Origin of the sequence: Lysinibacillus telephonicus (genome assembly GCF_039654155.1) — a bacterium.
Taxonomy (GTDB): Bacteria; Bacillota; Bacilli; order Bacillales_A; family Planococcaceae; genus Ureibacillus; species Ureibacillus telephonicus.
On record NZ_CP155468.1, the window covers coordinates 2,195,656 to 2,221,163 of the forward strand.

The following is a 25,508-nucleotide window of genomic DNA, read 5'->3' on the forward strand; positions in this document are numbered from 1 at the left end:
TGGTACATATATACTTTTTATGTAATAATTATTTGTATAATTGTAAGATTAAAATTCATATGTAGTGGAAGTGGGGATCATAATGGCAACGGGAACACATACAGTAGAAATTCCAATAGATGTACAAGCAGTTTGGGATTATGTCAGTGATCTTGAAAAATGGGCAACAACAGTACCAGCCTATAAAGAACATGAAATAATAAATGAAAAACAATCTATTTGGACATTTGAAGGTAGTGTGAAAGGTATTAAAAAAACAATACAAGCACAGGTAGATATTACCGAATGGAATGAACCTTCAAATATTAAGTTTGAACTGAAAGGGTTATCTGATAACTTTACAGGAAGTGGACACTTTACTACAGAAGATGTTAATGGGAAAACGACAATGACTTGTACCGTGGAAGTCCAGGCAGGAGGATTATCTGGTGCGGTGTTGACACCAATTATTAAATGGGCTGTTCCTAAAGTAACTTCTCGTTTAACAGAATCTATTGCACGTAAAATTGCAGTATTTTCTTAATTTCCTTATATTGGAAGGCAATTCTTTTTGGAGATGCCAAGTTGAAAGGGGCTGTCAAAAAATGACGGCCTCTTTTTTTGATGTACTACTCATAATATACTAAAACTTTTTAATAATAGGGATATTAAAAAGTTAAAGATCAAAGTGAAGAGACATTCTAGATATTGTGGAACAGGCACTTCAGAGTTTTTAGGAGAAAGTGTAAATATAAATCCAACTGAAAGCAGAAAAATCATGGAGGTACTTGAAAATACTGGATTAGTGTAGAGTGAATGCCTTTCAAATTACGACCAAGATAATCCGACAAATACGTTCAGTAATAAATTTGTGATTATTAATATTAGAGAGTAGGTGTGATTCCACAAGGATTTCGAGCAACGATTGCAAATCTGCTGGAAGATGATTGTCTCCTGGTAAAGAGTTAAATAAAATTGAGGAAGAAATTTTTGTAGCATTAGCCAAAAAACAATCGATAGAGGAAAAAAGGGAGGTGGCTCCTTAAAATATTCGTGAGACAAATGAAAAGAAGCTAGAAGAAAAAAACTTATCAGAAGAGGAAGACTTCTTGTGTTTAAACTATCTGATTGAAAACTCATTAAAATTACCAAATTGATAATGTTGAATCTTGATTTTTTTATTGACATTATACCCATCGGGGTATATGATGGGTCTATCAGCAAAAACTACTGTAAGGAGGCAGTACTTTGAATTCATATGACGATAAAGTTAAAAATCGAATTAAGCGAATAGAAGGTCAGCTTCGCGGTATAGTAAAAATGATGGAAGAAGGAAAAGATTGCAAAGATGTCATCACTCAACTTTCTGCTGTTCGTTCAGGCGTCGATCGTACGATAGGTTTAATTGTAAGTCAAAATCTACTTGAATGTATCCGAGAAGCAGAAGGTGACGAAGAAGCTGTGAATCAATCAATTCAAGAAGCTGTGAATCTGTTTGTTAAAAGTCGTTAACTATTATCGACTTTTTGTTTTAAATAAAAATATACCCATACCGGTATAAGGAGGGGAGATAAATGGAAGCTTGGTTGCTAACTGCATTAGCAGTTATTTTTATTATTTGGCGTATGAAGCCAGTAAAAGGAACAAAAACAATAACAACAGCTACGCTAAAAGATATCTTAAATGATAAAAATAAAGTTTTTGTGGATGTTCGAACACCAGGTGAATATAATTCACATAACATTCGTCAGTTCAAAAACATCCCTTTAGGATCTGATTTTTCAAAACTTCCAAAAGACAAGGAAATTATCGTGATTTGTCAAAGTGGAATGCGTAGCGCGCAAGCTTGTAAACAATTAAAGAAATTAGGATATGAAAACGTCACAAATGTTCGTGGTGGCATGAGTAAATGGAGAATATAGGTGAAGAAAATGAAAGAAATTACAGCAATAGAAGTTCAACAACGTTTAGAAAATGGAGAAATGTTAAATTTAATCGATGTTCGTGAGGTAGATGAAGTGCAAGCAGGTCATATTCCTGGTATTACGCATATACCACTTGGACTACTTGAATTCCGTACACATGAACTTGATAAAAACAAGCCGTATATTATCGTTTGTCGTTCAGGCGCTCGTAGTAGCAAGGCAACACAATATTTACAAAGTCAAGGTTTTGATGTAACAAATATGGTTGGCGGTATGCTTGCTTGGGGAAGGAAAGTAGATTAATTTTTTTAAAATAAAATAATACCCACTTGGGTATTTAGGGGGTTTTTAAAATGACATTAAAAGCAGATGTAAAGCTAGATGCAAAAGGTCTTGTTTGCCCTATGCCAATCATCAAAACAAAAAAAGCGATGATTGATGTAAATGAAGGTCAAATCTTAGAAGTACAAGCTACAGACAAGGGTTCAATTGCCGACTTAAAGGCATGGGCTGAAAGTATGGGCCACCAATATATAGGTTCTACTGAAGAAGATGGTGTATTACATCATTACATCCGTAAAAGTGGCGATGATATTGGTTTAGAAAAGAATTTTAAAAATACGATTGCTAATGAAGAAATAATCGACCGTGCTGTTAATGGTGGAATTATTCTTGATGTTCGTGAAGAAGCTGAATATGCATTTGGTCATATTGCCGGCTCGTTGTCTATTCCAATAGGTGAGTTAGAAGAGCGCCTAGAAGAATTAGATAGGGAGAAAGAAATCTATGTAATTTGTCGTACAGGAACACGCAGTGATTTAGCTGCACGTAAACTATCGGAAAAAGGATTCAAGAAAGTGTTTAACGTTTTACCAGGAATCAGTTATTGGCATGGGGATTTATCTAAAAAAATATAAAAATTAAATTAATTGGAGGAATTTTATTATGTCTAACAAAGTAGCTATTATCGCGAGCAACGGTGGTTTATTTGACGCTTATAAGGTATTTAATATCGCAACGGCAGCAGCCGCAACTGAAAAAGAGGTAGCCATCTTTTTTACTTTTGAAGGGCTGAACTTAATTCATAAACAAGCAATGCATCAGTTACCAATGCCAGCAGGTCGTGAACATTTTGCAGAAGGGTTTGCAAAAGCGAATGTACCAAGCATTCCACAACTAGTCGAAATGGCACAGGAAATGGGTGTGAAATTTATCGGATGTCAAATGACGATGGACGTAATGGGTTTAGCGAAAGAGGATTTTATTGATGGTATTGAAGTTGGAGGCGCTGTAACATTCCTTGAATTTGCGAAAGATGCAGCACCAACTCTAACATTCTAACTAGATAGTTTAGAAACTAGTGGAAGGGATATGCCCTTCCACTTAAAAAACAATAATTAATACCTACGGGGGTAATTTGATATGGCATTCATTAAAATGACAGCAGCACAAGTAGCGCGTAAAGTTATTGAAAATCAAAAGTTATTTATTTTAGATGTACGAAATCGTGATGCATATGAAGACTGGAAAATTGAAGGACATAACTTTGATTATTTAAATGTTCCTTATTTTGATTTATTAGACGGTGTTGAAGAAATCTTAGCAAAACTTCCAACAGATAGAGATGTGTTAGTTGTTTGTGCAAAAGAAGGTTCTTCGCTAATGATCGCAGAAATGATTTCGGAAGAAGGACGAGATGTGTTCTATCTCGAAGGTGGTATGGATTCTTGGAGTTCATATCTTGAACCAATTAAAGTAGGGAACTTAACTGGAGGCGGTGAACTTTACCAATTTGTTCGTCTTGGGAAAGGTTGTCTTTCATATATGGTGATCTCAGAAGGAGAAGCTGCCATTGTTGATGCAGTTCGTTTTACAGACGTTTTTATAAACTTCGCAAAAGAGAAAAATGTAGAAATTAAGTATGTTTTTGATACACATTTACACGCTGACCATATTTCAGGAGGACGTCAACTTGCACAAGCAACAGGGGCTGCTTATTACTTACCACCAAAAGATGCAGAAGAAGTAGTATTCGATTACACACCACTTGAAGATGGTTTAATAGTGAAAATTGGTGCTTCTCAAATTGAGGTGGATGCCCTTTACTCACCAGGACATACAATTGGTTCATCGTCATTTATCGTTGATAGAAAGTATTTATTAACAGGGGATATTTTATTCATCGATTCAATTGGACGGCCAGACTTAGCAGGACTTGCAGAAGATTGGGTAGGTGATCTTCGAAAAACTCTATACCGCCGTTATCGTGAATTAACAGAAGACTTAATTGTTTTACCTGCACATTTTATGATCATCGATGAGCTGAATGAAGACGGAACAGTTGCAAAAAGTTTAGGTGATCTATTTTTAGAAAATCATGGACTAAACATACACGATGAAGATGAATTTCGTCATATAGTAACAGATAATTTACCACCACAACCAAATTCGTATCAACAAATTCGTCAAGTAAACATGGGTAAAATCAACCCTAGCAATGATGAACAAACTGAAATGGAAATCGGTCCAAATCGATGCGCGGTACGGTAAACATAAGTTTATGAATATTAACGTTATTATTACATGCAAATAAATACAATTAGGGGATAGTATGGATCCTTTAAAAGGAGAATTTAAAATGGAATCTATAAAAATACTAGATGTAAAAGGAATGTCATGTCCAATGCCAATTGTACGAACAAAAAAAGAAATGGACACTTTACATTCAGGCGAAATTTTGGAAGTTCATGCTACCGATAGAGGATCTTTAGCGGATATGCCTGCTTGGGCAAACGCTGCGGGACATACGATTGTGGATCAAAAAGAAGAAGCAAATGTAATAAAGTTCTTCATTAAAAAAGCTTAAAAGTAAGTTGTTTTTCGACTCACTTTTTCCACTGGGATTCAGTAGTAGCTGATACAGTCTATTTGAAAGAAGGAAAACAACATGGATATTTTCCATATGTTACTTTTGTTCGCAATCGGTTTTATCGGGTCTTTTCTTTCTGGAATGCTCGGAATTGGTGGTGCGATTGTAAAATACCCCATGCTGTTGATGATTCCACCACTGTTTGGATTTCAGGCTCTAACTGCACATGAAGTTTCGGGTATTAGTGCTCTAGATGTTTTATTTGTATCCCTAGCAGGTGTTATAGGGTTTCGGAATGGGGGATATTTAAATAAATCGTTAATTATCACTATGGGTATATCCGTCTTAATTGGTACATTTATAGGTAGTTTCGGATCTCAACAATTATCGGAAGCTCAAATAAACATTGTATACGGGATTTTAGCATTACTAGCTGCAATTATGATGATTATTCCTAAAAAACAACTTGATGATATCCAATTTGATAAAGTGAGCTATAATAGGCCGCTTGCAGCTAGTTTAGCATTCATTGTTGGAATTGGTTCTGGTATCGTTGGGGCTGGTGGGGGATTTTTATTAATTCCAATTATGTTATTAATTCTACGTATTCCTACACGAATGACAATTGCATCAAGCCTAGCAATTACGCTTATCTCATCTATAGCTGGATCACTCGGTAAAATAACAACAGATCAAGTGGAGTATCTTCCAGCTATTATTGTGATAATTGCTGGATTAATCGCAGCACCATTTGGTACTAAAGTTAGTAAAAAAATGAATACAAATCTATTACAAGCTATTTTAGCTGTTTTAATTTTAGGTACAACACTAAAAATCTGGATAGATATTTTATAGGTGATGCGTAACAACGAGACTTTTATTAAAAAGAAATTAGGATTATTTTATTAAACAATTGAGTTCTTTTCCAGAGTAAAGGATCTATGCTTTTTTATATAAAAATTGTTAGACCCTGAAATGTTAAAAGCGTATTAAGACAGTACTGAATATGATTTGAGGAAATTGTTGATACTTTTATTGTTAGTAAAAACTTTTAATCACCTTACCGGAATGGAGAGTTTCTAAAACATGCTGATGGAGCGTTTAATTCTGGTAGCAATGTGGCTGTTTGGCTTTGTTGGCTTTATTTTGTTTATTCCACGCAAAGACCTGCGAAAAGGATTCATGGCATTTTCGATTTTTCAATCAATCACCTGGCTTTGTAATATGTTTAGTTTTAATTATGGTTTGTTAAGTGCTCCAGTCCGGGAGTTCCCAAAAGCGACTGATCTCGCAATTACAATCAGTTATTTATTTTATCCCGTATTATTTTCCATATATTATGTCCATAAAAGAGTAGAATGGAGTTTCTGGTCTAGATTTGGCTACTTTTTTGTTTGGGTCTTTATCGTCACTTTGTTTGATAATGTAATCGAGAGATATACAGATTTATTAGAATATGGATTCTTAACTTGGTATGGGATGTGGATGTACATTGGCTTTCTCTTTTTTATTAGTCAAGTATGCTGTAATTGGTTCTTTAAGGATAAATCATTATTTCAAACGGAGCAGCTGAGATTAAATGAGAATTGAATGGTGGATCTTATTATCGGCATACGTTGTGGGAATAGGACTTCTTTTCTTCATACCGAAAAATAAAATTCGGCTTGCAGTAGTGGCTTTTTTGTTCAAACAGGTTATTACTTTTCTTTTTGGATTAGTGGTTGTAGAGTTGGTATTGATTGAATATCCAGTGCGATTATTCCCTTCAATTAATCGGACGAGCTTCACTTTTGAGTACTTTTTTTTTCCAATAGTATGTGCAATTTTTAATGTATGGTATCCAAATGGTCGGAGTACGCTTATCCAATGGGGATATTATGTTGTATATAGTTCCATTTTGACTATCCTTGAAGTCATTATGGAAAAACATACTAATCTCATCAAGTATGTCAACTGGGAGTGGTATTATTCTTGGATAACATTATGTCTTACATTTTATTTTACGCGTCTATTTTGTATATGGTTTTTCAAAAAGGGCAGACTTGCTTCAATGAAACCATAGGCTGAGTTACAAATTGAACATTTATTTAAGAAAGAAATTAATTAAAAATAATTTGATTACCAATCCTGTCAACATAAGACTATTATGGCCATTACTCAAGTAAAGTTGCAACTCCAAGTTTATTTATACCTGCAATTTTATTTTGTTAGTACGGTTTCCTAGCGCTACCTCAAATAGGGTTCAGTCTTATTATTTAATTCTCAATGCTGTTTGACGAAACTGTTTTTCCATGGTACATTATTTCCATATTACAAAAAGGTGTGGTGAATTATGTCGGTAGTAGGTATCAACTAATTGTTATTAGTTGAATAAGGTGCTTATTTTCTGGTCAATGCCAGTTTATTAAGAATGCCTTTTTTCAAACATGTTTCTTTAACATTTTTGAATACCTGCTATCAGACTGCTTCTATTTCCATATATTCGTTTAGTGTAGAATGTAAGACATTAAGCTTTGAGGGTGGATTCTATCCTGTCATGTTTAATTTATTTAGGTCTTATTTATTCATGCCTATTCGAGATATGACCTTGTTTTGTAGCAAGGTTATGCCCGCGGAAGCTTTCTGTCCAATTTGGTTGTCTAAATTGGAAGGTAGGGAAGGCTTTAGCGGGCTTATTTTATTTGGAATGAGGAAGATAAAATGAATAATATGACCTTTGAAAAATTACACTACCACGAATTAAAAGATAAAGTTAAAAACCATTGTGTTAGCAGTTTAGGTAAAGAGTTAATAGAAAGATTACAGCCAAGCTCGAATATAAATGTCGTTCGTAATCGTTTAAATGAAACGAGTGAGGCGAGAGAGTTATTGGACGCTGAAAAGCACTTGCCATTAACCGGCATTACCAATATAACTAGCCATATTGAAAAAATAGAAAAGGGCATGGTATTAACACCAGCAGAGTTACTAGCCATTTCTGATTTTTTAAGAGGCTGTAGAAAAATTAAAAAGTTTATGGCGGATAAAGAATTTTTTGCGCCTGTACTTTACTCCTATGCACTTTCTATAACTGATTTTCGAGATATCGAAGAGGATATCCTATTTGCAATTAGAGGAAATCGAGTTGATTCTGGAGCTAGTAAAGAGTTAAAACGAATTAGGAATCAGATAGAGAAAACAGAACAGAAAATCGAAGAACGTTTGAATAAGTTTTTGAAAAATGGAGCCAATAAAGAATATATCCAAGAATTTTATATCAGTAAGAAAGATGATCGTTTTACGATTCCAATTAAAGCATCCTTTAAGAATGATGTAGCTGGAACGATTATTGAAACATCCTCTAAAGGATCTACAGTATTTATTGAACCTGAGGCTGTCTCGAAGCTTAATGTGGAATTAGTGAGTTTGAAATCAGAAGAATCCGTAGAGGAATATCAAATATTAGCAACGTTAACCGGTGCAATTCATGAATCGCTTCATGAAATAGGTATTAATATTGAATGCATCAGTCAGTACGACATGATTTTTGCGAAAGCCAAATATAGTAAAAGTACCGACGCAATTGAACCGAAAATCAATAATTATGGATATATAAAATTAATTAATAGTAAACATCCATTATTAGAAGGCAACATTGTCCCGTTGGATTTTGAAATCGGTGAAGATTATAGAAGCTTGATTATTACAGGTCCTAATGCGGGTGGGAAAACCGTCGTATTAAAAACCATTGGAATTCTTACTTTAGCTGTCATGTCAGGGTTTCATATTACGGCCAAACAAGGGACTGAAATTGCCATCTTTGATCACGTGTTTGTTGATATTGGGGATAATCAAAGCATAGAGAACGCCCTAAGTACTTTTTCCTCCCATATGAAGAATATTTCAGAGATCGTGAATAATGCTAATAATAATACTCTGCTTTTATTCGATGAAATTGGAAGTGGAACGGAGCCGAATGAAGGTGCTGCCTTAGCAATCGCAATTTTGGAAGAGTTTTATCATATGGGATGTATTACAATTGCAACAACTCATTATGGAGAAATTAAACGGTATTCTGAAATGCACGATGATTTTATGAATGCGGCCATGTTATTTAATAGTGCTGAATTGAAGCCGATGTATAAGTTATTAATAGGGAAATCAGGAGACAGTAATGCACTTTGGATTTCAAGCAGGATGAATATCCGTGAAAATGTTTTGAAGCGGGCTCAATTGTATATAGAAAATAAAAATTATAACTTGGAAGTAATAAATGAAAACAAAATAAAAAAACCGGTACATGAAGTGAATCAGCCATTAGAGGTATATCAATATGAAATAGGTGACCGGGTAAAATTAATTAGCCAGGATGATTATGCAATCGTCTTTGAACCGAGAGATAAATTTAATAACATTAAACTGTTTTATAAAGGTGAAGTATTGGAAGTAAATATCAAGCGGATTCAATTAGACATTAAAGCAAGTCAATTATATCCTGAAGGGTATGATATAAACACCTTATTTACCAATTTTCAAGATAGGAAGCTGCAGCATGATCTGGAGAGAGGTTCGAAAAAGGCACTGCGAAAGGTTCAAAAGGAGATTAGAAATAGAAAAAATCTAGAATAGTTGTCTAAATTGTATGAAGTTGATCTTCCACTATCGGAGAGATGTCCAACAAAGCAAAAATCTTCTGCTACTTTACGTAATTGGGAAAAGATAAGGTACTATTGTTCATCGAGGAAATATAGCCAATAATTATCGTATTGTGTTTCGTATCAGTATATAAAGTTTTTTGCCAAACCAACGGATGTTTTAGTAAAACAATAAAATTCCTTAAGGTATAGGTAAAGAAAGTATTTTGATCAAACTTTGATTAAAATACTTTCTTTTTAATTAATCTTAAGTAGAGCATTTGAGTTAGTTTGTGATTAAACTAACTTCTAAACCACCAATAATTAGGTTTGATATAATCTAGGAATGTATTTGATAAGCTAAAACTGAGCCACCATCGCAGTTGAAAAGTGAGCCACTTTTATATGAAAATAATCCTAACTTCATAGAGTTAGGAGCGTATAGAGGTGATTTCATTGGAAAAGAAACAGAGAGTGCTAATTGCCTTTCATCAAGATGATAAAAGTCAGCGTCAAATTGCGAAGGAGCTTGGTATTTCTCGGAATACTGTAAAAAAATATATTGAAGAGGATCTTGAAAAAAGAAAGCAAGATATTCGAGAACTACCTATTACAGATAACTATGTAACGCCTCCGTCGTATAAGAAACGAAAAGGCAATAAAAGAGCATTAACACCTACGGTGATGAAACGTATCCGAAAAATGTTAAAAGATAATGAGTATAAACGGCAACATCAGATGCACAAGCAACAACTAAAAATGATTGATATTCATGAAAAGTTATTAGATGAAGGTTTTGAAATTAGTTATACCACTGTTAGAAATTTTGTAAATAGTGAGGAGAAACGTCAAAAAGAAGTGTTTATTCGTCAAAAGGCAACTGCTGGTCATGAGATTGAATTTGACTGGGGTGAAGTAAAATTAATCATTGATCAAACATTACGTTCTCTTTCAATGGCGGTCTTTACCCTACCATATAGTAATGAAAGAATTGCATATTTATATGAATCCGAAACAATGGTGTGCGTACAAGATGCTCATGTAAAATGTATTGACTATTTAGGCTTTGTACCAGAAGTTTTTACCTACGATAATATGCGGACAGTTGTAAAGAACTTTATTGGGACTGAACGTGAGATTACCGATGGTATGAAAAATCTATCGATGCATTATCATTTTAAAATACGACTATGTGAACCGAGAAAAGGAAATCAGAAGGGGCATGTAGAGCGAAGTGTAGAATACATCCGCCGGAAAGCATTTGCCCATCGAGATACGTTTACAAGTCTAGAAGAAGCTCAGGCTTATCTAACAGAAATTATCATGAAATTAAACTCTCGTAAGCATTATAAGAAAAACCAAACGCACCATGAATTAATGCTAGAAGAGCGTATAGCTAGGCAAGTAAGCGCAGAAATTATTCCATTTGATGCCTCTGAGTTGTATGAATTTAGAGTGGACAAATATAGCACGATTACTTATAGACAAAATCGTTATTCTGTTCCAGAAGGACATGTTGGAGAATGGGTGAAAGTAAAAGCGAGTGCGGAAAAAATTCTTATTTTTAGTGAAAATGCCTGTATCGCGACACATAAGCGAAGTTGGCAGATCCATCAATGGATTATGGATATTTATCATTACTTACGTACATTTGAAAAGAAAAAAGGTGCATTGGCTCAAAGTGAATGTTTGAGTCAAGCACCAACAAAAATAAAAAAATTATACAAAGATTATTATATTGGAAATGAGCGAGATTTTCTAGAGTTACTTATTTATCTAAAAGAACATAACAATCTAGAAAAAGTCTTAGCAGCGATTGAACAACTCGAAAAGAACCCTATGGTTCAAATAACAACAGAAAAAATTATTTTCATAGCTAGTCAAGGCGAATACATCCATAAAACTGTACATTCCAAAAATGAGGTCACCACCCAATCTCTCGAAAATCTTTCAGCCATAACGGCGTTATTTGAAACGAAAAAGACAGGGGTGCTTCACTAATGGATAAAAGACAAGAAATGATTGAGATGTGCAAGGAACTTCGATTACCAAGCATTCGGGGATTTATTCAAGAAGATGATATGTGGAAACAATATCAGACAGCAGAAGATTTCTTATATCACGCACTAGTGCAAGAAATGGAAGATCGAGAAGTGCGAGCAAAAGCGAATCGCATTCGATCTGCAAATTTCCCTGAAAAGAAACTATTAACTGAATTAGAGTTTGAGAGATTACCGCAAAATGCGGCCTCTCGCCTCCCACATTTAAGGAAATTGGACTTTATTCAAGAAAAACAAAACGTCTTATTAATTGGCTCACCTGGAACAGGTAAAACCCATATAGCAATAGGTTTAGGAATTGAAGCTTGTTTGGCAGGATATAAAGTATTTTTTACAACGGTATCATCTCTAGTAAACCAATTAAAAGAGAGCCGTTCTGAAAGAACGTTACGTTCATTTGAACTGAAGTTTGAAAAATATGATTTAGTAATCATTGATGAATTAGGTTATATCTCCTTTGATAAAGAAGGAGCCGAGTTATTATTTACTCATCTTTCCCTTCGGGCAGGACGAGCATCCACCATCGTTACGAGTAATTTATCATTTGATCGATGGGAAGAAATATTTCATGATCCAGTTTTAACAGCAGCTTTAACGGACCGACTAACACATCGAGCATATATGGTAGACATGGTAGGACCATCTTATCGAATATTAGACACAAAGGAATGGTTGGAAAATAGTCAGGTTTAAGTGGCTCAGTTTTTAATTAATAAATGGCTCAATTTTTACTTGCGAAATACATAGGAAATTTGTTTTTGGAGGTAAGGCGTTAGACTTTAGAAGTTTTCATAAATTTCCTGGATAAGCCATATCACTAATTATAATTACTGAAAGGTGTTAATGTGAAATGTGGCTATTCGGGTTTCTATGCACTTCTTTAGGAATATTAATCGGTGGAACAATTGCTTGGTTATTTAAAGGATTACAACAGAAAATCGATCTTGTTTATGGCATTTGTGCTGGGATTATTTTGGGCTTAATTAGTATTGAAATTTTTCCAGAAGCGATTGAATTAGGAGGATGGTTAATTACTATAGTTGGATTTACTGTAGGGATGATTTTATTCGGATTATTACATAATGTATTGCACTATATTCAAGTGTTTAAAAAAACTTCAAATATATATATTCGTTCAGGTTTATTATTATTAATTAGTTTCGCGGTTCATAATTTACCGATGGGAATTACTCTAGGGGCTAGTCAAGAAAAGGAATTTACAATTTCCCTATTACAAACACTCTTATTCCATAGTATCCCCGAAGGAATTATTTTATTTACCCCTTTAATTATGGCGGGTATAAATGTTTTCCTTGGATTTTTAATCACCTTAATTATATCCAGTCCAGTCCTCCTAGGTGTTTATATTGGGGGGGTATTAGGATTTAACCACCAATATTTCTCTGCGTTCTTAATTAGCATAACGATAGGAATAATTTTAATGGTCACAGTATCAGAAATATTATATCCAGCATTATTAAAATCGTCTCCATTAAAAATAATTACCTTTACTTTAATCGGGTTTGGGATAATAGGGTTATATATTAAATTATTCTAACCAGTATCCTAGTTTTTAGGGATTAGACAGTTGTTCAATCCATTCTGAAATGCTCCTTAAATTTAAAATTATACTGTAAAATTAGCAAATGCTTTTGAATGGTTATGAATAACATCACTTTTCCTATTATTTGTAGGTAAATGTATAACCTTCATACAAATACAGATACTATTTTCAGTGAAAAAACACACGGAATTTAGGAGTGTATAATCTAATGATTGAAAAACCTAAAATGAGTTCCTCTGAACTTGGAGCATTATGGATGACATATCAAAAAAAATCAATGATTTTACGGATATTGGAATATTTTATTGTGAAATCGGATGATCAACGAGCAAAGGATCTCATGTCTGAGCTATGGAATCAGCTTCATCCAATGATTATTGAAATGAAAACTACCCTTGAAAATGAGGGGGCGGCTGTTCCAGATGGTTTTACTAAAAAGGATGTTAATTTAGAAGCGCCAAAGTTATGGGAGAATGGTTTTGACATTATGTTTTGCCGAGTACTAAAAGAAATAAGTATGGGGATGTACGTACTCCACTTAACGATGTCTTACCGTCAAGACATTATAAAACTTTACAGGGATATGTCTGAAATCACAGAAACCTTTTATGGTCATTTCACACAGTATTTGCTTGATAATAACCTCTATACACGCCCGACTTATGTCTCCATGCCAACATCAACCAATTATATATCGGATGAAGATTATTCAAAAGGATCTAATATTTTTGGAAACAAGCGTACATTAAATACTGTTGAGTTTGGCAATCTATATCGTACAATTGAAACAAATATTACTGGTATGCAACTGTTAAATGGTTTCATCCAAACTTCTATAGACGAAGATGTAAAAAAGTATTTTATTCAAGGGATAGAGCTTTCCAAGGAAATTTTACGCGAGTCTTCTAACATTCTTCTTGAAGATAGTATCCAACCACCTGCAACACCTGGAGGAACCGTTATAAACTCAACAATAGCTCCTTTTTCAGAAAAGTTAATGATGTTCTGTAACTACCTGTTGAGTGCATTTTCCCTTGGAGGCGGTGGCTTCAGCGCGGGCTTTAGTTTACGTAAAGATCTACAGACTAAAAATGTAATATTTGCTAAAGACATATATCAATATCAGCTGAACGGTATTAAGCTAATGATGTCTAAAGGATGGTTTGAAGAACCACCAAAAATGGATTTATAAAATTTTTGGATGTAAGATAGGATAAGAGCGTATTTAGCTTGAAATTGTAGATTATCTCCCGGTGTTTTTTACACCGAGACAAAGCCCTTAAAATATAATAAACTAATTTTTCCAGCAAAATGGGCGCAATTATAGGGAATTGTGCTCTTTCTTTATGAGTTGGGAAATATACTTCTACTAATGGAGGGAACTCTTTAGGAAGAAGAAATGCCTTTTTTATGGAGGGAAGAGGTGAGTTAATTACAAATCGAACATATAGTTTTTTCTCTGGGGTTGCTATTTCTACACTCTTTTGTTGCAATAACAACGTCGTAGTACATGACGTAGATAGTGTAACAAAAACCGAGTAGGGGACATGTCTGCAATTTTAGTACATCCTTATAGATGATATGAAGTTCATTATAATTTATCCGGCTGCCATTCTTTTCATTCTCTGTGATGAAATCTCGACTTACGAATGACTAAAGAGCACGATTATAACTAAATCGTGAAAAGCTTTTTTCAATGACTGTGTGATATTAGAGGTGAAGGTTAAAGGCAGAACGTTTGTGGATGAGTGGGGAAAAAACGAATAGAGCAAATTAAACAAGAAAATAATTTTTTTGAGGAAGAAAAATAACAAGATTGTTTTGGTAAATAAACTTCCTGTGCTATCAGTAAAAGTTATAATAAATTATCTATAACATTGGCTGGAAGTTTAGGATTCAGAAATCCTATAAAATATTTGTACAAATACATCTAATTCCTTATTCCAGAAAGGGGTGCTTTCCTTGAATAAGGAAGGTGCTTTTTCCATTAAAGAGCTATTTAATGGGAGAAGAATCTCGTGAAAATTGAAGCTTATGGTTATTACTAGTATGGTCTTGTGAAGGATTACATTAAAACAATAGTGGCAATTAAGTTGAAGGGGTAATTTATAAAATACAAATAATCCTTAATTGGTTAAATATTCTTTACTATATTCCCTAAGAATACCTCGTTGTTAATTAGGAAATTCTATAATTGTAGAGACTTTTACACATAATTATATTTATAGATTGGGGATTAATAAATGGAGTCACTATGGTTAGAGTATGCCTGGACATTGCTAATTCTAATAGGGTTAGAAGGGTTATTATCCGCTGACAATGCCCTAGTACTTGCGGTTATTGCCAAGCATTTACCCGAAGAGCAGAAAAAAAGAGCTATAAATTACGGAATACTTTTGGCTTTTGTTTTCAGATTTGCTGCGCTTTTTGCAATTTCCTTTATCGCAAATGTCTGGCAGATACAAGCAATAGGAGCAGCCTATCTTCTTTATCTGGGGTTAAAGCATGTCATTAAGGCGAAGTTCGGGAAAGACAACAAAAATATCCATAAGGACGACGAAAAAGAATCTGCTGGCAAAGGTTTTGGTGCAACAGTAGGCAAGATTGCATTAGCAGATCTCGCTTTTGCAGTTGATTCAATTCTAGCTGCTGTTGCTCTTGCCCTTGGTCTTCCGGATTCCCCTCTTGGCGATTTTGGTGGAATGGATGGAGGGCAATTTATTGTTGTTGTTCTTGGAGGTATTGCTGGACTTATATTGATCAAATTTGCAGCAACTTGGTTTGTGCAACTACTTGATAAACGACCGGCATTGGAAACGACAGCATATGCGATTGTTGCCTGGGTTGGTGTAAAACTGGCAATAATTACTCTTGCCCACGAAGATATCGGTATCTTGGATCCTCATTTCCCTCACAGTACTTTATGGACCCTGATTTTCTATGGAGTATTAGTAGGTATTGCTTTAATCGGTTGGTTTGCTCCTAACAATAAGTCAAAACAAAATAAAGAGACGTTATAGGTAGCAAAGGTATCAAAATTGAAGATGATTACTATTATCTTTTATAGTTATTGTTCTGTTAAAAGCGCTTTTCTGTTTCTGAAATAAGGAAAGCGTCTTTCTTAATGGAAAGGATCATTTTCTGCAATAACATCTTAAATATCATAAATATTTACTAAAAATTAAGAGTGTAGTTTAGAGAAAAAGTTATAATAAATTTATTGTAAGATTTTTGAAATAAAAAAATTAATATGAGAAATTTACAATGATACTTCATATTAGTAAAGAATTAAATAAGAGAGGCAAACAGTATATTGACGATGAACTTTATCGAATTAATCTTCAGTATTTTCCAAAAGATTTAGGTGGTATATATGAAGAAATCTGTCTATTTCTTAGGGATGATGATGGAATTGTTCGTGGAGGAATCCTTAATGAAATATGTTGGAATTGGTTAGAGATTCGTATATTTATGATCGATGAGGAAATAAGAAAATTAGGGTATGGAAGTTTATTAAAGAAATTGAGAAAACAGCTTTTGAAAAAGAATGTGATTTCATACCTTGAGTTTCCAAGCATTGGACTTTTATAAAAAGCATGGTTATCAAGTATTCGGAAGTTAGATAATTTAGGTCGAGAATTTAAACATTATTACTTAAATAAGATTTAAAGAACTTGGAAATAAGTTTCTTTATTAAAAACGACTTTGGTGATGAATTTTATTCAAGATATTTCTTGTTCATCCAAAGTAGGTAGATAAACTGTGTTCAGTGGGACTATATAGAGTGGATTTTTGATGAAGAAAAGAATACAGAATATTGGGCTTTAGAAAATGGAAAAGAATTTACACTAATTATGAAGCAAATGCACTTGTTAAATGGTTAAACAATATAAGATTTAAAAGAGTGCTCGCTAAATTAATCAGGAATCCTCAATTAAAATTAATTGAATAATTTCTTAAATCATTGCAATTTGAAAATATTTAAAAATTATTATGGGAAGATAAGTGATTAGTTATTGGTCTATTTGAAATTTTTCTAGTTTACATAATATAAATTATATGAAGTTGAGTCTCGTTTCAAAAGTATACTTCAAATAGTGAGACAGAAACTGAAAATCAACTTAATATCTTATTTTTTCATCTAAATTTACATTATATTTCAACTCTATTTTTTTGCAGCGTTTAATAGATTCCAAAAATCGTCCTGGACTTCATAATTCATCTTTTTTCACTGTAGCAATATTATTTACTCCAACTAATTTCATTTCTAATCGATTTCATATAAATTCCAATTTATTTATTACAATATAGTTTCCATTCCAAATCCCTTCAGTAAATATCTTCCTTCTTAAAGCGTTTTAGGTATGTCAACCATCAATTATGTCCATATTTTCTCTTTTGGTAATATGCTGATTGTTATACTGATTAGTTAAAAAATCACTTATTTAATCGTTTTTTAAAATAATTTCTCTATTAATCTAATTTTTTAAAAATATTTTTTCGAATAATTTGTAGAAAAAGTATTGCAATTTTGTGAACGCTTAAATAAAATGAAAATTGTAAAATCTATTAAAATAGAATTTTGCAATCATTAAGCAGTAAATTTAAACAGAAAATGGGGGTATGTTTATGGCGAATAATCAACAACCGAATATTGATTATGACAAAATCGCGGAGATGGAATCGTTCAAACAGCTATCAAAGAGGAAAAATACTTTTTTATGGTCACTAACAGCTATTTTCCTTATTGCTTATTTGTTACTTCCTGTTCTAACTTCGTATACTCAAATTTTGCACCAAAAAGCAATTGGTGAAATTACTTGGGTATGGATCTACTCTGCAGGTCTATTTATTATGACTTGGGGTCTTGCTCACCTTTATGTATCAAAAGCAAATTCATACGATAAAGAAGCAAAATCGATTATCGATGAGTACGAAAGAGGTGTTAATTAATGAGTATTACTGCTGTTGTTATGTTCTTGGCAATTGTAGGTTTAACACTGGCTATTACATGGTGGGCTTCTAGAAGAACGAGTACTGCAACCGACTTCTATACTGCTGGTGGTGGTTTAAAAGGTTGGCAAAATGGACTAGCTATTTCGGGTGACTATTTATCAGCTGCCTCTTTCCTAGGTATTGCTGGATCTATCGCATTAACAGGATTTGATGGATTCTTCTTCTCTCTAGGATATTTAGTAGCTTACTTAGTGGTTTTATACATTGTTGCAGAGCCATTACGTAACCTTGGTAAATTTACTTTAGCGGATATGATTTCTGCACGTTTTGACGCTAAGAAAGTCCGTGGAACTGCTGCATTAAGTTCAATTGTTATCGTATTATTTTACATGATTGCACAACTTGTTGGTGCAGGTGCACTTATTCAACTATTATTAGGTATTGATTATTGGATTGCAGTACTTCTTGTAGGTTTCATGATGACAATCTATGTTCTTTTCGGTGGAATGACTGCAACTTCTTGGGTTCAAATTATTAAAGCTTGTTTATTGATGCTTGGTACAGTAATTATTTCATTCTTAGTATTAGCTAAATTTAATTTCAATATTTTAACTATGTTCTCACATATGACAACAGCAACTGATGCTGGTCAAGCTTATTTAAACCCAGGATTAAAATATACAAATGGTATTGATACAATTTCAATGTTGATTGCCTTAGTACTAGGGACTGCTGGACTTCCACATATTTTAATGCGCTTCTTTACTGTTAAAGACGCACAAACAGCACGTTCATCTGTTATTTGGGCTACTTGGATTGTAGGTATATTCTATGTATTAACTATCTTCTTAGGATTCGGTGCTGCTGCTTTTGTAGGTAAAGAAACTATTATAGAAGCAAATGCTGCAGGTAACATGGCTGCCCCACTTCTTGCGCAAGCTTTAGGTGGAGATGTTTTATTCTCCTTCGTTTGTGCGGTTGCTTTTGCAACGATTTTAGCCGTAGTGGCAGGACTTGTACTTTCTGGTGCTTCAGCATTATCACATGATATTTATGGTCAAATTATTAAAAAAGGTAATGTAACTGAAAAAGAACAAGTTGTTGCTGCACGTGTAGGATCAATTATTATTTCAGTTATATCAATCGTTTTAGCATTAGGAGCTCAAAGTTTAAACGTAGCGTTTTTAGTATCATTAGCGTTCTGTATCGCTGCCTCTTCAAACTTACCAGTAATTATTTATACAATTTACTGGAAGCGTTTCAATACTACTGGTGCAGTAGCAGCAATGCTTACAGGTTTAATTTCAGCACTAATACTTGTGGCAATCTCTCCGAACGTTTGGAATCCAGAAGCTGGTAAAGCAATCTTTGTTGGGGAACCATTAATTTTCTTAACTAACCCTGCCATTGTATCTGTTCCACTTGGATTCATAGGTGGTTTGATTGGTACACTATTATCTAAAGAAACTGATGAAGCGAAATATCGCGAAGTTGATGTTAAAGCTCAAACTGGTATTTCAGTACATGATGTTTCTCACTAAAATAATCAAGAAGCCGTCCAAAAGTCATTTGGAACGGCTTTTTCTTTTTCGAGGAGATTATGCTCTTAAAATTCTCATTAATAATTGATATAGAGGAAGTATCTTGAAATTCTTCAAGATAGACACTCCCTTTTTTTATTTCTGAAATTATTGTACGGTACTATCCCCTATTCCTTGACAGTAAAACAATGGTTAATAAAATAAACACTGTACCAAGCCAATCAACCCAGCCAAAGGATACCCCTAAAAATAATACTGCAGTGAGAGCTGCTGATAGCGGTTCAGCACAAGCTAACAAACTTGTTTCTGAGGCTGTTAAATACTTTAAACTTTCTAAATAACTATAAAAGGATAACACGGTGCCACATATCACAATAAATAAAAAAGCGAAATTTGTAGAAAGATACCATTCTCCTTCAAATTGCCATGGTGGGTGGATAAAACTAAAAACAACTCCCCCGATAATCATTCCCCAACCTACTACAATCGTTGAACCCCATCTTCTTAAGAGATTTATAGGTTGAATCGTATAAAATGCTAGACCAAATGCCGAAAGGATTCCCCATAAAAAAGCCTCTGTTGAAATAGACAATGTATTTATCCTACCATGTGTTACGAGTAAAAAGGTACCGAATAATGCCAAAACAACTGCTGTAATTTCCTTTTTTGTCGGTAGTCTTTTTGCAATTAAAATAAAATAACTAGTTACTAGTACAGGTCCTAAATATTGCAATACGGTTGCAGTTGCAGCATTACCATGTTTGATTGCAGCTAAATATGTATATTGAACCCCTATCATTCCAACAATCCCAAAAATAGTAACACCTATTATATCTGCTTTATGCCGCCATATATCAAAAATGCGAGTGCCTTCCCTTTTATAGGCAATTAAGGTAAGCAAAATACCTGCAGATAATAATCGGACGGTCGTTAACCATTCCGTGCTTATTTGCAAGGCTTGAAATAGATATTGAGAGACAGTGCCTGAAATGCCCCAAAATAAAGCAGCAGTTAATACGAGTACTATCCCTTTAGTACGATCTTGAAGAATCATAACTCTTACTCCTTAAAATAATAGTAAAACAATGTAATGTTAGTATGTTTTCACGTTAATTTCAATAATTTTTTATATTTAAAAAATGACAGACAGTAAAAAAGATACGTAAAAACGAGATTGTTTTTACGTATCTTTTTTACTGTTAAGAAATTTCGACTTGTGGATAGCGCCCAGCCCCTCGAGGTCGTGGTCTGCCCTCGGTCGAAAGCTGGAAAGATGCTTTCGATTCGACCCCCTCCGCAGCACATGGATGTGCAAGTGCCGACAATGCCACACGATGTGGCGTTTTTGTCGGCCAGCGCTTGTCGGGGCTACGTAAATTTATTCTGCATCAAAAGCGATAGCAACAGATGCAGGGCGCTTGCGCTTTTCTTTTTTACTTACTTTCAGTTTCTTGTTTTGGTATTACTTTGACAAGTGCTAATTCACCATCGTTAGAAATATCTATTTTTAAAGATCCGTTTGAGTATCGATCAGCTTTAGAAAGAGATTTTACTTCTACTAATTCTTGAATTTGTTTTTCTGTTTCAAGCAAAATAGCATCGTCTACTTCAACAGCTTTCACAGCAAAAATACGGTGAGGATTTGATTTTAATTCTTTCAAAACAACTACTCCCCGTTTAGCTCTACCGCTTTTCTCAATTTCAGCTATGCTCATACGTTTTACTGCACCTCGATGTGTCACAATAATCACATCTTGTCCATCGCCTTGCTTTAATACATTTACAGCTGATAAGAAATCCCCATCTTTTAAGTTAATTGCTTTTACACCACCAGTTTTCACTCCGGTAACTGGCACTTCTTCAACATCAAAACGAATACTGTAGCTGTAGTAGCTTGTTAATAATATCTCATTATTCGATGAGACTAGAGCTGCATAGATCATTTCGTCGTTGGCTTTTATATTCATTGTCTTAATCGGTTTTGAGTAGCGAGTGACAGCGTATTCAGAAAGCAAAGAGCGTTTAATTTGCCCTTCTTTAGTAGCCGTTAATACGAATACGTCATCTTGTTCAAATTGCTCAATTCCTATTACTTCAATAATTTCCTCGTCTTTATCAATTGGAACAATACTTGATATATGTTGGCCAAGATCTTTCCATCGAATATCTGGCAATTCATGGACTGGCTGATAAATGTAGTTGCCTTTGTTTGTAAATAGCAATAAATGATGCTGTGTATTTAACGTTTGCTCGTATAACAGATAGTCAGAATCCTTCATGGCGAAATCTTGTCCATTTGAAGCGGCGTGAGAACGGATGCTTGTTCGTTTAACATAACCGTCTTTTGTCACTGTGACAACCACTTCTTCACTTGGCACTAATACATCAAGTGTAAGCTTAATCTCTTCTATTTCAGCTTCAATTGTTGAACGACGTGGTTCAGCGAATTTTTTGCGAATTTCAAGAAGCTCAGATTTAATTACTTTAATTAATTGCTTTTCATTTTCTAAAATATCATTTAACTTAGCAATCGATTTTTGTAGTTCATCTTGCTCAGCACGCAAGTCTGTAATATCTGTATTTGTTAATCGGTAAAGTTGCAAGCTTACTATTGCTTCAGATTGCACTTCGGTAAAGCCGAATTTAGTTTCCAAATTAATTTTCGCATCACGTTTATCTTTTGATGAACGAATCGTCACAATTACTTCATCTAAAATAGAGATTGCTTTAATTAAACCTTCAACAATATGTAAGCGATCTTTTGCTTTTTGAAGGTCATAGCTTGATCGTTTTGTCACCACTTCTTTCTGGTGGTCTATATACGCATCTAACATTAGCGGCAAGGTCATTAATGTTGGTCGACGATTGTGAATCGCAATCATATTAAAATTGTAATTGATTTGTAGTTCTGTTGTTTTGTATAGATAATTTAAGATTCCTTGCCCTTGAATATCCTTCTTAAGCTCAATAACAATCCGCAATCCAGTACGATCTGATTCATCACGGATATCCGCAATTCCTTCTAGTCGTTTATCGACTCGCTGCTCATCAATTTTTTTTACTAAATTCGCTTTATTTACTTCATAAGGAAGCTCAGTAATAACGATCTGTTCTTTGCCGCCTTTGATTGATTCAACAGCTGCTTTTGCACGGACAATAATTTTTCCTTTTCCCGTTTCATATGCTTTTTTAATGCCGTCGATACCTTGAATAATACCACCTGTTGGGAAATCAGGTCCTTTTAGTACAGTCATAAGCTCGTCAACAGTACAGTTTCTGTTGTCAAGGCGCATTAATACAGCGTCCAGCGCCTCTGCTAAATTGTGTGGGGGAATATCCGTTGCATATCCAGCAGATATTCCGGTAGAGCCGTTTACAAGAAGATTTGGAAACCTTGACGGTAAAACAGTCGGCTCCATATCTTGATCATCAAAATTAGGTACGAACTCTACTGTTCTTTTCGTAATATCGCGCAACATTTCAGCTGCGATAGCTGACAGACGCGCTTCAGTGTAACGCATCGCAGCGGGTGGGTCTCCATCAACAGAACCATTATTACCGTGCATTTCAATTAGCATATGGCGGGATTTCCAATCCTGACTCATACGAACCATTGCTTCATACACAGAAGAATCACCGTGTGGGTGGTAGTTACCAATTACGTTTCCGACTGTTTTAGCGGATTTACGGAATGGTTTATCATTCGTATTGCCTTCATTAAACATTGCAAACAATATACGTCTTTGTACAGGTTTAAGACCATCTCTTGCATCAGGCAATGCACGGTCTTGAATGATGTATTTACTATAACGACCGAACCGATCGCCCATCACTTCCTCTAGTGGTAATTCTTGAAAACGTTCGGTTGCCGTCATACTTCTAGTTCCTCCTCATGTTGGATGAATTCGCTATCTAAAATATTCAAATCATCTTCCATTCCAAAGTCAACATTTGATTCTATCCACTTACGACGTGGTTCAACTTTGTCGCCCATTAGTGTTGTAACACGACGTTCTGCACGTGCACCGTCTTCGATTGTTACACGAATTAACGTACGTGTTTCAGGGTTCATAGTTGTTTCCCACAATTGGTCAGCGTTCATTTCGCCTAAACCTTTATAGCGTTGCAGAATATAGCCTTTTCCAACTTTTTTAATTGCTGATTGTAATTCTTTCTCCGTCCATGCATATTCGATTACTTCTTTTTTCCCAGCACCCCTTGAAACTTTATATAGAGGTGGTAACGCAATATATACTTTTCCAGCCTCAATAAGTGGTCGCATATATCGATAAAAGAATGTTAAAAGAAGCACCTGAATATGTGCACCATCTGTATCGGCATCCGTCATAATAATTACTTTGTCATATGCAGCATCCTCAATTGTAAAATCTGCACCTACTCCAGCACCAATTGTATGGATAATTGTAGATATTTCTTCATTTTTCATTATATCGGCAAGCTTTGCTTTTTCCGTATTTATTACTTTCCCGCGCAGTGGCAAAATCGCCTGGAATGTACGATCACGACCTTGTTTTGCAGAACCGCCTGCCGAGTCGCCCTCAACAAGATACAGCTCATTTTTAGCTGCATTTCTTGATTGAGCGGGTGTCAATTTTCCAGATAAAATAGTGCTTGCTTTTTTACTCTTTTTGCCGTTTCGGGCATCTTCGCGTGCTTTACGCGCTGCTTCCCTTGCTTGTTGAGCGCGAATTGCCTTCCGTACTAGCGAAGCTGATAACTCAGCATTTTCCTCTAGTACATATAAAAGCTGCTCAGAAACAACTGCTTCAACTGCAGAGCGTGCTTCATTTGTTCCGAGCTTGCTTTTAGTTTGCCCTTCAAATTGAAGCAGATGCTCAGGAATACGTACGGAAACAATCGCCGCAAGTCCTTCGCGTATATCTGTCCCCTCTAAATTTTTATCTTTCTCTTTCAATAAGCCTACTTTTCGAGCGTATTCATTAAATACACGCGTCATGGCAGATTTCGCACCCGTTTCATGTGTTCCACCGTCCCGAGTACGTACATTGTTTACGAAAGAAAGAATTGTTTCTGAATAGCCATCATTAAACTGAAATGCAAATTCAACTTCAATTTCATCTTGATTACCTTCTACGTATTTCACAGGATGCAGCACATCTTTTTCTTCGTTTAAATATGTAACGAATGCTTCAATACCGTTTTCGTAGTGGTATACTTCCGCTCTTCCTTCTCCGCGCTCATCAATTAATTCGATTTTTAAACCCTTTAATAAAAAGGCTGATTCACGTAGACGTTCTGCTAAAGTATCATAATTAAACTTTGTAATAGAAAAAATATCATGATCCGGCAGGAAGTGTACTTGTGTTCCAGTCTCTTTTGTTGCACCTAAAATTTCTAATGTAGTAACAGGCTTGCCGCCATTTTCAAAACGTTGACGGAATACTTGTCCATCACGATAGATTGTTACTTCTAAAAATTTTGAAAGGGCATTTACAACTGATGAACCTACACCATGTAAACCACCACTTGTTTTATATCCACCTTGTCCAAATTTACCTCCGGCATGAAGTATTGTAAAAATAACTTCAGGTGTTGGTTTGCCCATTTTATGCATACCTGTTGGCATACCTCGTCCAAAATCTCGAACACTTAAAGACCCATCCTCATGAATCTTAACGATGATATGTGATCCAAATCCAGCAAGAGCTTCATCAACTGCATTATCTACTATTTCATAAACTAAGTGATGAAGGCCTCGGCTATCTGTGGAACCAATATACATCCCTGGCCGTTTTCGAACAGCTTCTAATCCTTCTAATACCTGAATTGCATCGTCATCATAAGCGATGCCTGGCTGATTTATTGCCAAATCAAATCCCCTCCAAAATACAAACGTCCGTTCTGTTTCTGTTTTAATCGTACTGACAATAGGTTTTTCTGTCAATATTTCGCATGTCAGGATAAGCTTATTTATTGTATCAAACTAAAGTCAAGTTGCACAAACAAACTTTAATTGAAA

At 34.7% G+C, this 25,508-nt stretch carries 22 protein-coding genes and 1 pseudogene; 20 read left to right on the forward strand and 3 right to left on the reverse strand.

What is annotated here, in order from left to right; genetic code table 11:
- The first annotated feature begins 82 nt into the window (after nucleotides 1-82).
- The 20 genes and pseudogenes from MKY04_RS10425 (at nucleotide 83) to MKY04_RS10520 (ending at nucleotide 19,507) form a co-directional block, all read left to right on the forward strand.
- Complete coding sequence (locus MKY04_RS10425; protein WP_346235833.1) at nucleotides 83-523, forward strand: SRPBCC family protein; 441 nt, start codon at nucleotides 83-85, stop codon at nucleotides 521-523.
- A 704-nt stretch (nucleotides 524-1,227) separates the two neighbouring features.
- Complete coding sequence (locus MKY04_RS10430) at nucleotides 1,228-1,491, forward strand: metal-sensitive transcriptional regulator (RefSeq protein ID WP_126295889.1); 264 nt, start codon at nucleotides 1,228-1,230, stop codon at nucleotides 1,489-1,491.
- A 62-nt stretch (nucleotides 1,492-1,553) separates the two neighbouring features.
- Nucleotides 1,554-1,901: a rhodanese-like domain-containing protein gene (locus MKY04_RS10435; protein WP_126295890.1), complete on the forward strand. Its 348-nt coding sequence runs from the start codon at nucleotides 1,554-1,556 to the stop codon at nucleotides 1,899-1,901.
- Nucleotides 1,902-1,910: 9 nt separating this feature from the next.
- Complete coding sequence (locus tag MKY04_RS10440) at nucleotides 1,911-2,207, forward strand: rhodanese-like domain-containing protein (RefSeq protein ID WP_346235879.1); 297 nt, start codon at nucleotides 1,911-1,913, stop codon at nucleotides 2,205-2,207.
- 50 nt (nucleotides 2,208-2,257) lie between these two features.
- A complete protein-coding gene (locus tag MKY04_RS10445; protein WP_126295891.1) occupies nucleotides 2,258-2,821 on the forward strand; it encodes a sulfurtransferase TusA family protein in 564 nt (187 codons plus the stop codon).
- Between the two features lie 28 nt (nucleotides 2,822-2,849).
- Nucleotides 2,850-3,245 carry a DsrE/DsrF/DrsH-like family protein gene (locus MKY04_RS10450; RefSeq protein WP_126295892.1) on the forward strand — a complete coding sequence of 132 codons (396 nt, stop codon included), beginning with the start codon at nucleotides 2,850-2,852 and terminating at the stop codon, nucleotides 3,243-3,245.
- Nucleotides 3,246-3,326: 81 nt separating this feature from the next.
- Nucleotides 3,327-4,454, forward strand: coding sequence for an MBL fold metallo-hydrolase (locus MKY04_RS10455; RefSeq protein ID WP_346235834.1), 1,128 nt, complete (start codon nucleotides 3,327-3,329; stop codon nucleotides 4,452-4,454).
- Nucleotides 4,455-4,542: 88 nt separating this feature from the next.
- Nucleotides 4,543-4,770 (forward strand): sulfurtransferase TusA family protein, encoded by a 228-nt coding sequence (locus MKY04_RS10460; protein WP_126295894.1) that lies wholly within the window; start codon nucleotides 4,543-4,545, stop codon nucleotides 4,768-4,770.
- A gap of 81 nt (nucleotides 4,771-4,851) precedes the next feature.
- Nucleotides 4,852-5,628, forward strand: coding sequence for a sulfite exporter TauE/SafE family protein (locus MKY04_RS10465; RefSeq protein ID WP_346235835.1), 777 nt, complete (start codon nucleotides 4,852-4,854; stop codon nucleotides 5,626-5,628).
- 231 nt (nucleotides 5,629-5,859) lie between these two features.
- The gene (locus tag MKY04_RS10470) at nucleotides 5,860-6,363 is read left to right on the forward strand and encodes a CBO0543 family protein (protein WP_126295896.1); all 504 of its coding nucleotides are present in this window, start codon (nucleotides 5,860-5,862) and stop codon (nucleotides 6,361-6,363) included.
- Nucleotides 6,353-6,835, forward strand: a complete 483-nt coding sequence (locus MKY04_RS10475; RefSeq protein WP_126295897.1) for a CBO0543 family protein — start codon at nucleotides 6,353-6,355, stop codon at nucleotides 6,833-6,835. The genes MKY04_RS10470 and MKY04_RS10475 overlap by 11 nt, the downstream gene beginning before the upstream one ends.
- Before the next feature lie 638 nt (nucleotides 6,836-7,473).
- Complete coding sequence (locus MKY04_RS10480) at nucleotides 7,474-9,381, forward strand: endonuclease MutS2 (RefSeq protein WP_346235836.1); 1,908 nt, start codon at nucleotides 7,474-7,476, stop codon at nucleotides 9,379-9,381.
- Between the two features lie 461 nt (nucleotides 9,382-9,842).
- Nucleotides 9,843-11,387 carry an IS21 family transposase gene (gene istA / locus MKY04_RS10485; protein WP_221766347.1) on the forward strand — a complete coding sequence of 515 codons (1,545 nt, stop codon included), beginning with the start codon at nucleotides 9,843-9,845 and terminating at the stop codon, nucleotides 11,385-11,387.
- Complete coding sequence (istB, locus tag MKY04_RS10490) at nucleotides 11,387-12,139, forward strand: IS21-like element helper ATPase IstB (RefSeq protein WP_126296391.1); 753 nt, start codon at nucleotides 11,387-11,389, stop codon at nucleotides 12,137-12,139. Before istA ends, istB begins: the two co-directional genes overlap by 1 nt.
- Nucleotides 12,140-12,296: 157 nt before the next feature.
- Nucleotides 12,297-13,004, forward strand: a complete 708-nt coding sequence (locus MKY04_RS10495) for a ZIP family metal transporter (RefSeq protein WP_346235837.1) — start codon at nucleotides 12,297-12,299, stop codon at nucleotides 13,002-13,004.
- 214 nt (nucleotides 13,005-13,218) lie between these two features.
- Nucleotides 13,219-14,202 (forward strand): DUF3231 family protein, encoded by a 984-nt coding sequence (locus tag MKY04_RS10500; protein WP_346235838.1) that lies wholly within the window; start codon nucleotides 13,219-13,221, stop codon nucleotides 14,200-14,202.
- Between the two features lie 1,051 nt (nucleotides 14,203-15,253).
- A complete protein-coding gene (locus MKY04_RS10505) occupies nucleotides 15,254-16,030 on the forward strand; it encodes a TerC family protein (protein ID WP_126296403.1) in 777 nt (258 codons plus the stop codon).
- A 244-nt stretch (nucleotides 16,031-16,274) separates the two neighbouring features.
- Nucleotides 16,275-16,679, forward strand: a pseudogene (locus MKY04_RS10510) (GNAT family N-acetyltransferase).
- Nucleotides 16,680-17,639: 960 nt separating this feature from the next.
- Nucleotides 17,640-17,963: a DUF485 domain-containing protein gene (locus tag MKY04_RS10515; protein ID WP_346235839.1), complete on the forward strand. Its 324-nt coding sequence runs from the start codon at nucleotides 17,640-17,642 to the stop codon at nucleotides 17,961-17,963.
- On the forward strand, nucleotides 17,963-19,507 hold the full coding sequence (locus MKY04_RS10520) for a solute symporter family protein (RefSeq protein ID WP_126296373.1): 1,545 nt from the start codon (nucleotides 17,963-17,965) through the stop codon (nucleotides 19,505-19,507). Before MKY04_RS10515 ends, MKY04_RS10520 begins: the two co-directional genes overlap by 1 nt.
- Nucleotides 19,508-19,667: 160 nt before the next feature.
- Here MKY04_RS10520 and MKY04_RS10525 read toward each other — a convergent pair whose 3' ends face one another.
- The 3 genes from MKY04_RS10525 to parE all read right to left on the reverse strand — a co-directional run bounded on the left by MKY04_RS10525 (nucleotide 19,668) and on the right by parE (nucleotide 25,358).
- Nucleotides 19,668-20,561 carry an EamA family transporter gene (locus MKY04_RS10525; protein WP_346235840.1) on the reverse strand — a complete coding sequence of 298 codons (894 nt, stop codon included), beginning with the start codon at nucleotides 20,559-20,561 and terminating at the stop codon, nucleotides 19,668-19,670.
- A 379-nt stretch (nucleotides 20,562-20,940) separates the two neighbouring features.
- Nucleotides 20,941-23,382: a DNA topoisomerase IV subunit A gene (gene parC / locus MKY04_RS10530; protein WP_346235841.1), complete on the reverse strand. Its 2,442-nt coding sequence runs from the start codon at nucleotides 23,380-23,382 to the stop codon at nucleotides 20,941-20,943.
- Nucleotides 23,379-25,358 carry a DNA topoisomerase IV subunit B gene (parE, locus tag MKY04_RS10535; protein WP_346235842.1) on the reverse strand — a complete coding sequence of 660 codons (1,980 nt, stop codon included), beginning with the start codon at nucleotides 25,356-25,358 and terminating at the stop codon, nucleotides 23,379-23,381. The genes parC and parE overlap by 4 nt, the downstream gene beginning before the upstream one ends.
- Between the last annotated feature and the right edge of the window lie 150 nt (nucleotides 25,359-25,508).

Excerpts from the sequence above, each read along its gene's own strand:
- MKY04_RS10425 (WP_346235833.1), top strand. The coding sequence starts at position 83 with ATGGCAACGGGAACACATACAGTAGAAATTCCAATAGATGTACAAGCA.
- MKY04_RS10435 (WP_126295890.1), top strand. The coding sequence starts at position 1,554 with ATGGAAGCTTGGTTGCTAACTGCATTAGCAGTTATTTTTATTATTTGG.
- MKY04_RS10440 (WP_346235879.1), top strand. The coding sequence starts at position 1,911 with ATGAAAGAAATTACAGCAATAGAAGTTCAACAACGTTTAGAAAATGGA.
- MKY04_RS10445 (WP_126295891.1), top strand. The coding sequence starts at position 2,258 with ATGACATTAAAAGCAGATGTAAAGCTAGATGCAAAAGGTCTTGTTTGC.
- MKY04_RS10450 (WP_126295892.1), top strand. The coding sequence starts at position 2,850 with ATGTCTAACAAAGTAGCTATTATCGCGAGCAACGGTGGTTTATTTGAC.
- MKY04_RS10455 (WP_346235834.1), top strand. The coding sequence starts at position 3,327 with ATGGCATTCATTAAAATGACAGCAGCACAAGTAGCGCGTAAAGTTATT.
- MKY04_RS10460 (WP_126295894.1), top strand. The coding sequence starts at position 4,543 with ATGGAATCTATAAAAATACTAGATGTAAAAGGAATGTCATGTCCAATG.
- MKY04_RS10465 (WP_346235835.1), top strand. The coding sequence starts at position 4,852 with ATGGATATTTTCCATATGTTACTTTTGTTCGCAATCGGTTTTATCGGG.
- MKY04_RS10470 (WP_126295896.1), top strand. The coding sequence starts at position 5,860 with ATGCTGATGGAGCGTTTAATTCTGGTAGCAATGTGGCTGTTTGGCTTT.
- MKY04_RS10475 (WP_126295897.1), top strand. The coding sequence starts at position 6,353 with ATGAGAATTGAATGGTGGATCTTATTATCGGCATACGTTGTGGGAATA.
- MKY04_RS10480 (WP_346235836.1), top strand. The coding sequence starts at position 7,474 with ATGAATAATATGACCTTTGAAAAATTACACTACCACGAATTAAAAGAT.
- istB (WP_126296391.1), top strand. The coding sequence starts at position 11,387 with ATGGATAAAAGACAAGAAATGATTGAGATGTGCAAGGAACTTCGATTA.
- MKY04_RS10495 (WP_346235837.1), top strand. The coding sequence starts at position 12,297 with ATGTGGCTATTCGGGTTTCTATGCACTTCTTTAGGAATATTAATCGGT.
- MKY04_RS10500 (WP_346235838.1), top strand. The coding sequence starts at position 13,219 with ATGATTGAAAAACCTAAAATGAGTTCCTCTGAACTTGGAGCATTATGG.
- MKY04_RS10505 (WP_126296403.1), top strand. The coding sequence starts at position 15,254 with ATGGAGTCACTATGGTTAGAGTATGCCTGGACATTGCTAATTCTAATA.
- MKY04_RS10515 (WP_346235839.1), top strand. The coding sequence starts at position 17,640 with ATGGCGAATAATCAACAACCGAATATTGATTATGACAAAATCGCGGAG.
- MKY04_RS10520 (WP_126296373.1), top strand. The coding sequence starts at position 17,963 with ATGAGTATTACTGCTGTTGTTATGTTCTTGGCAATTGTAGGTTTAACA.
- MKY04_RS10525 (WP_346235840.1), bottom strand. The coding sequence starts at position 20,561 with ATGATTCTTCAAGATCGTACTAAAGGGATAGTACTCGTATTAACTGCT.
- parC (WP_346235841.1), bottom strand. The coding sequence starts at position 23,382 with ATGACGGCAACCGAACGTTTTCAAGAATTACCACTAGAGGAAGTGATG.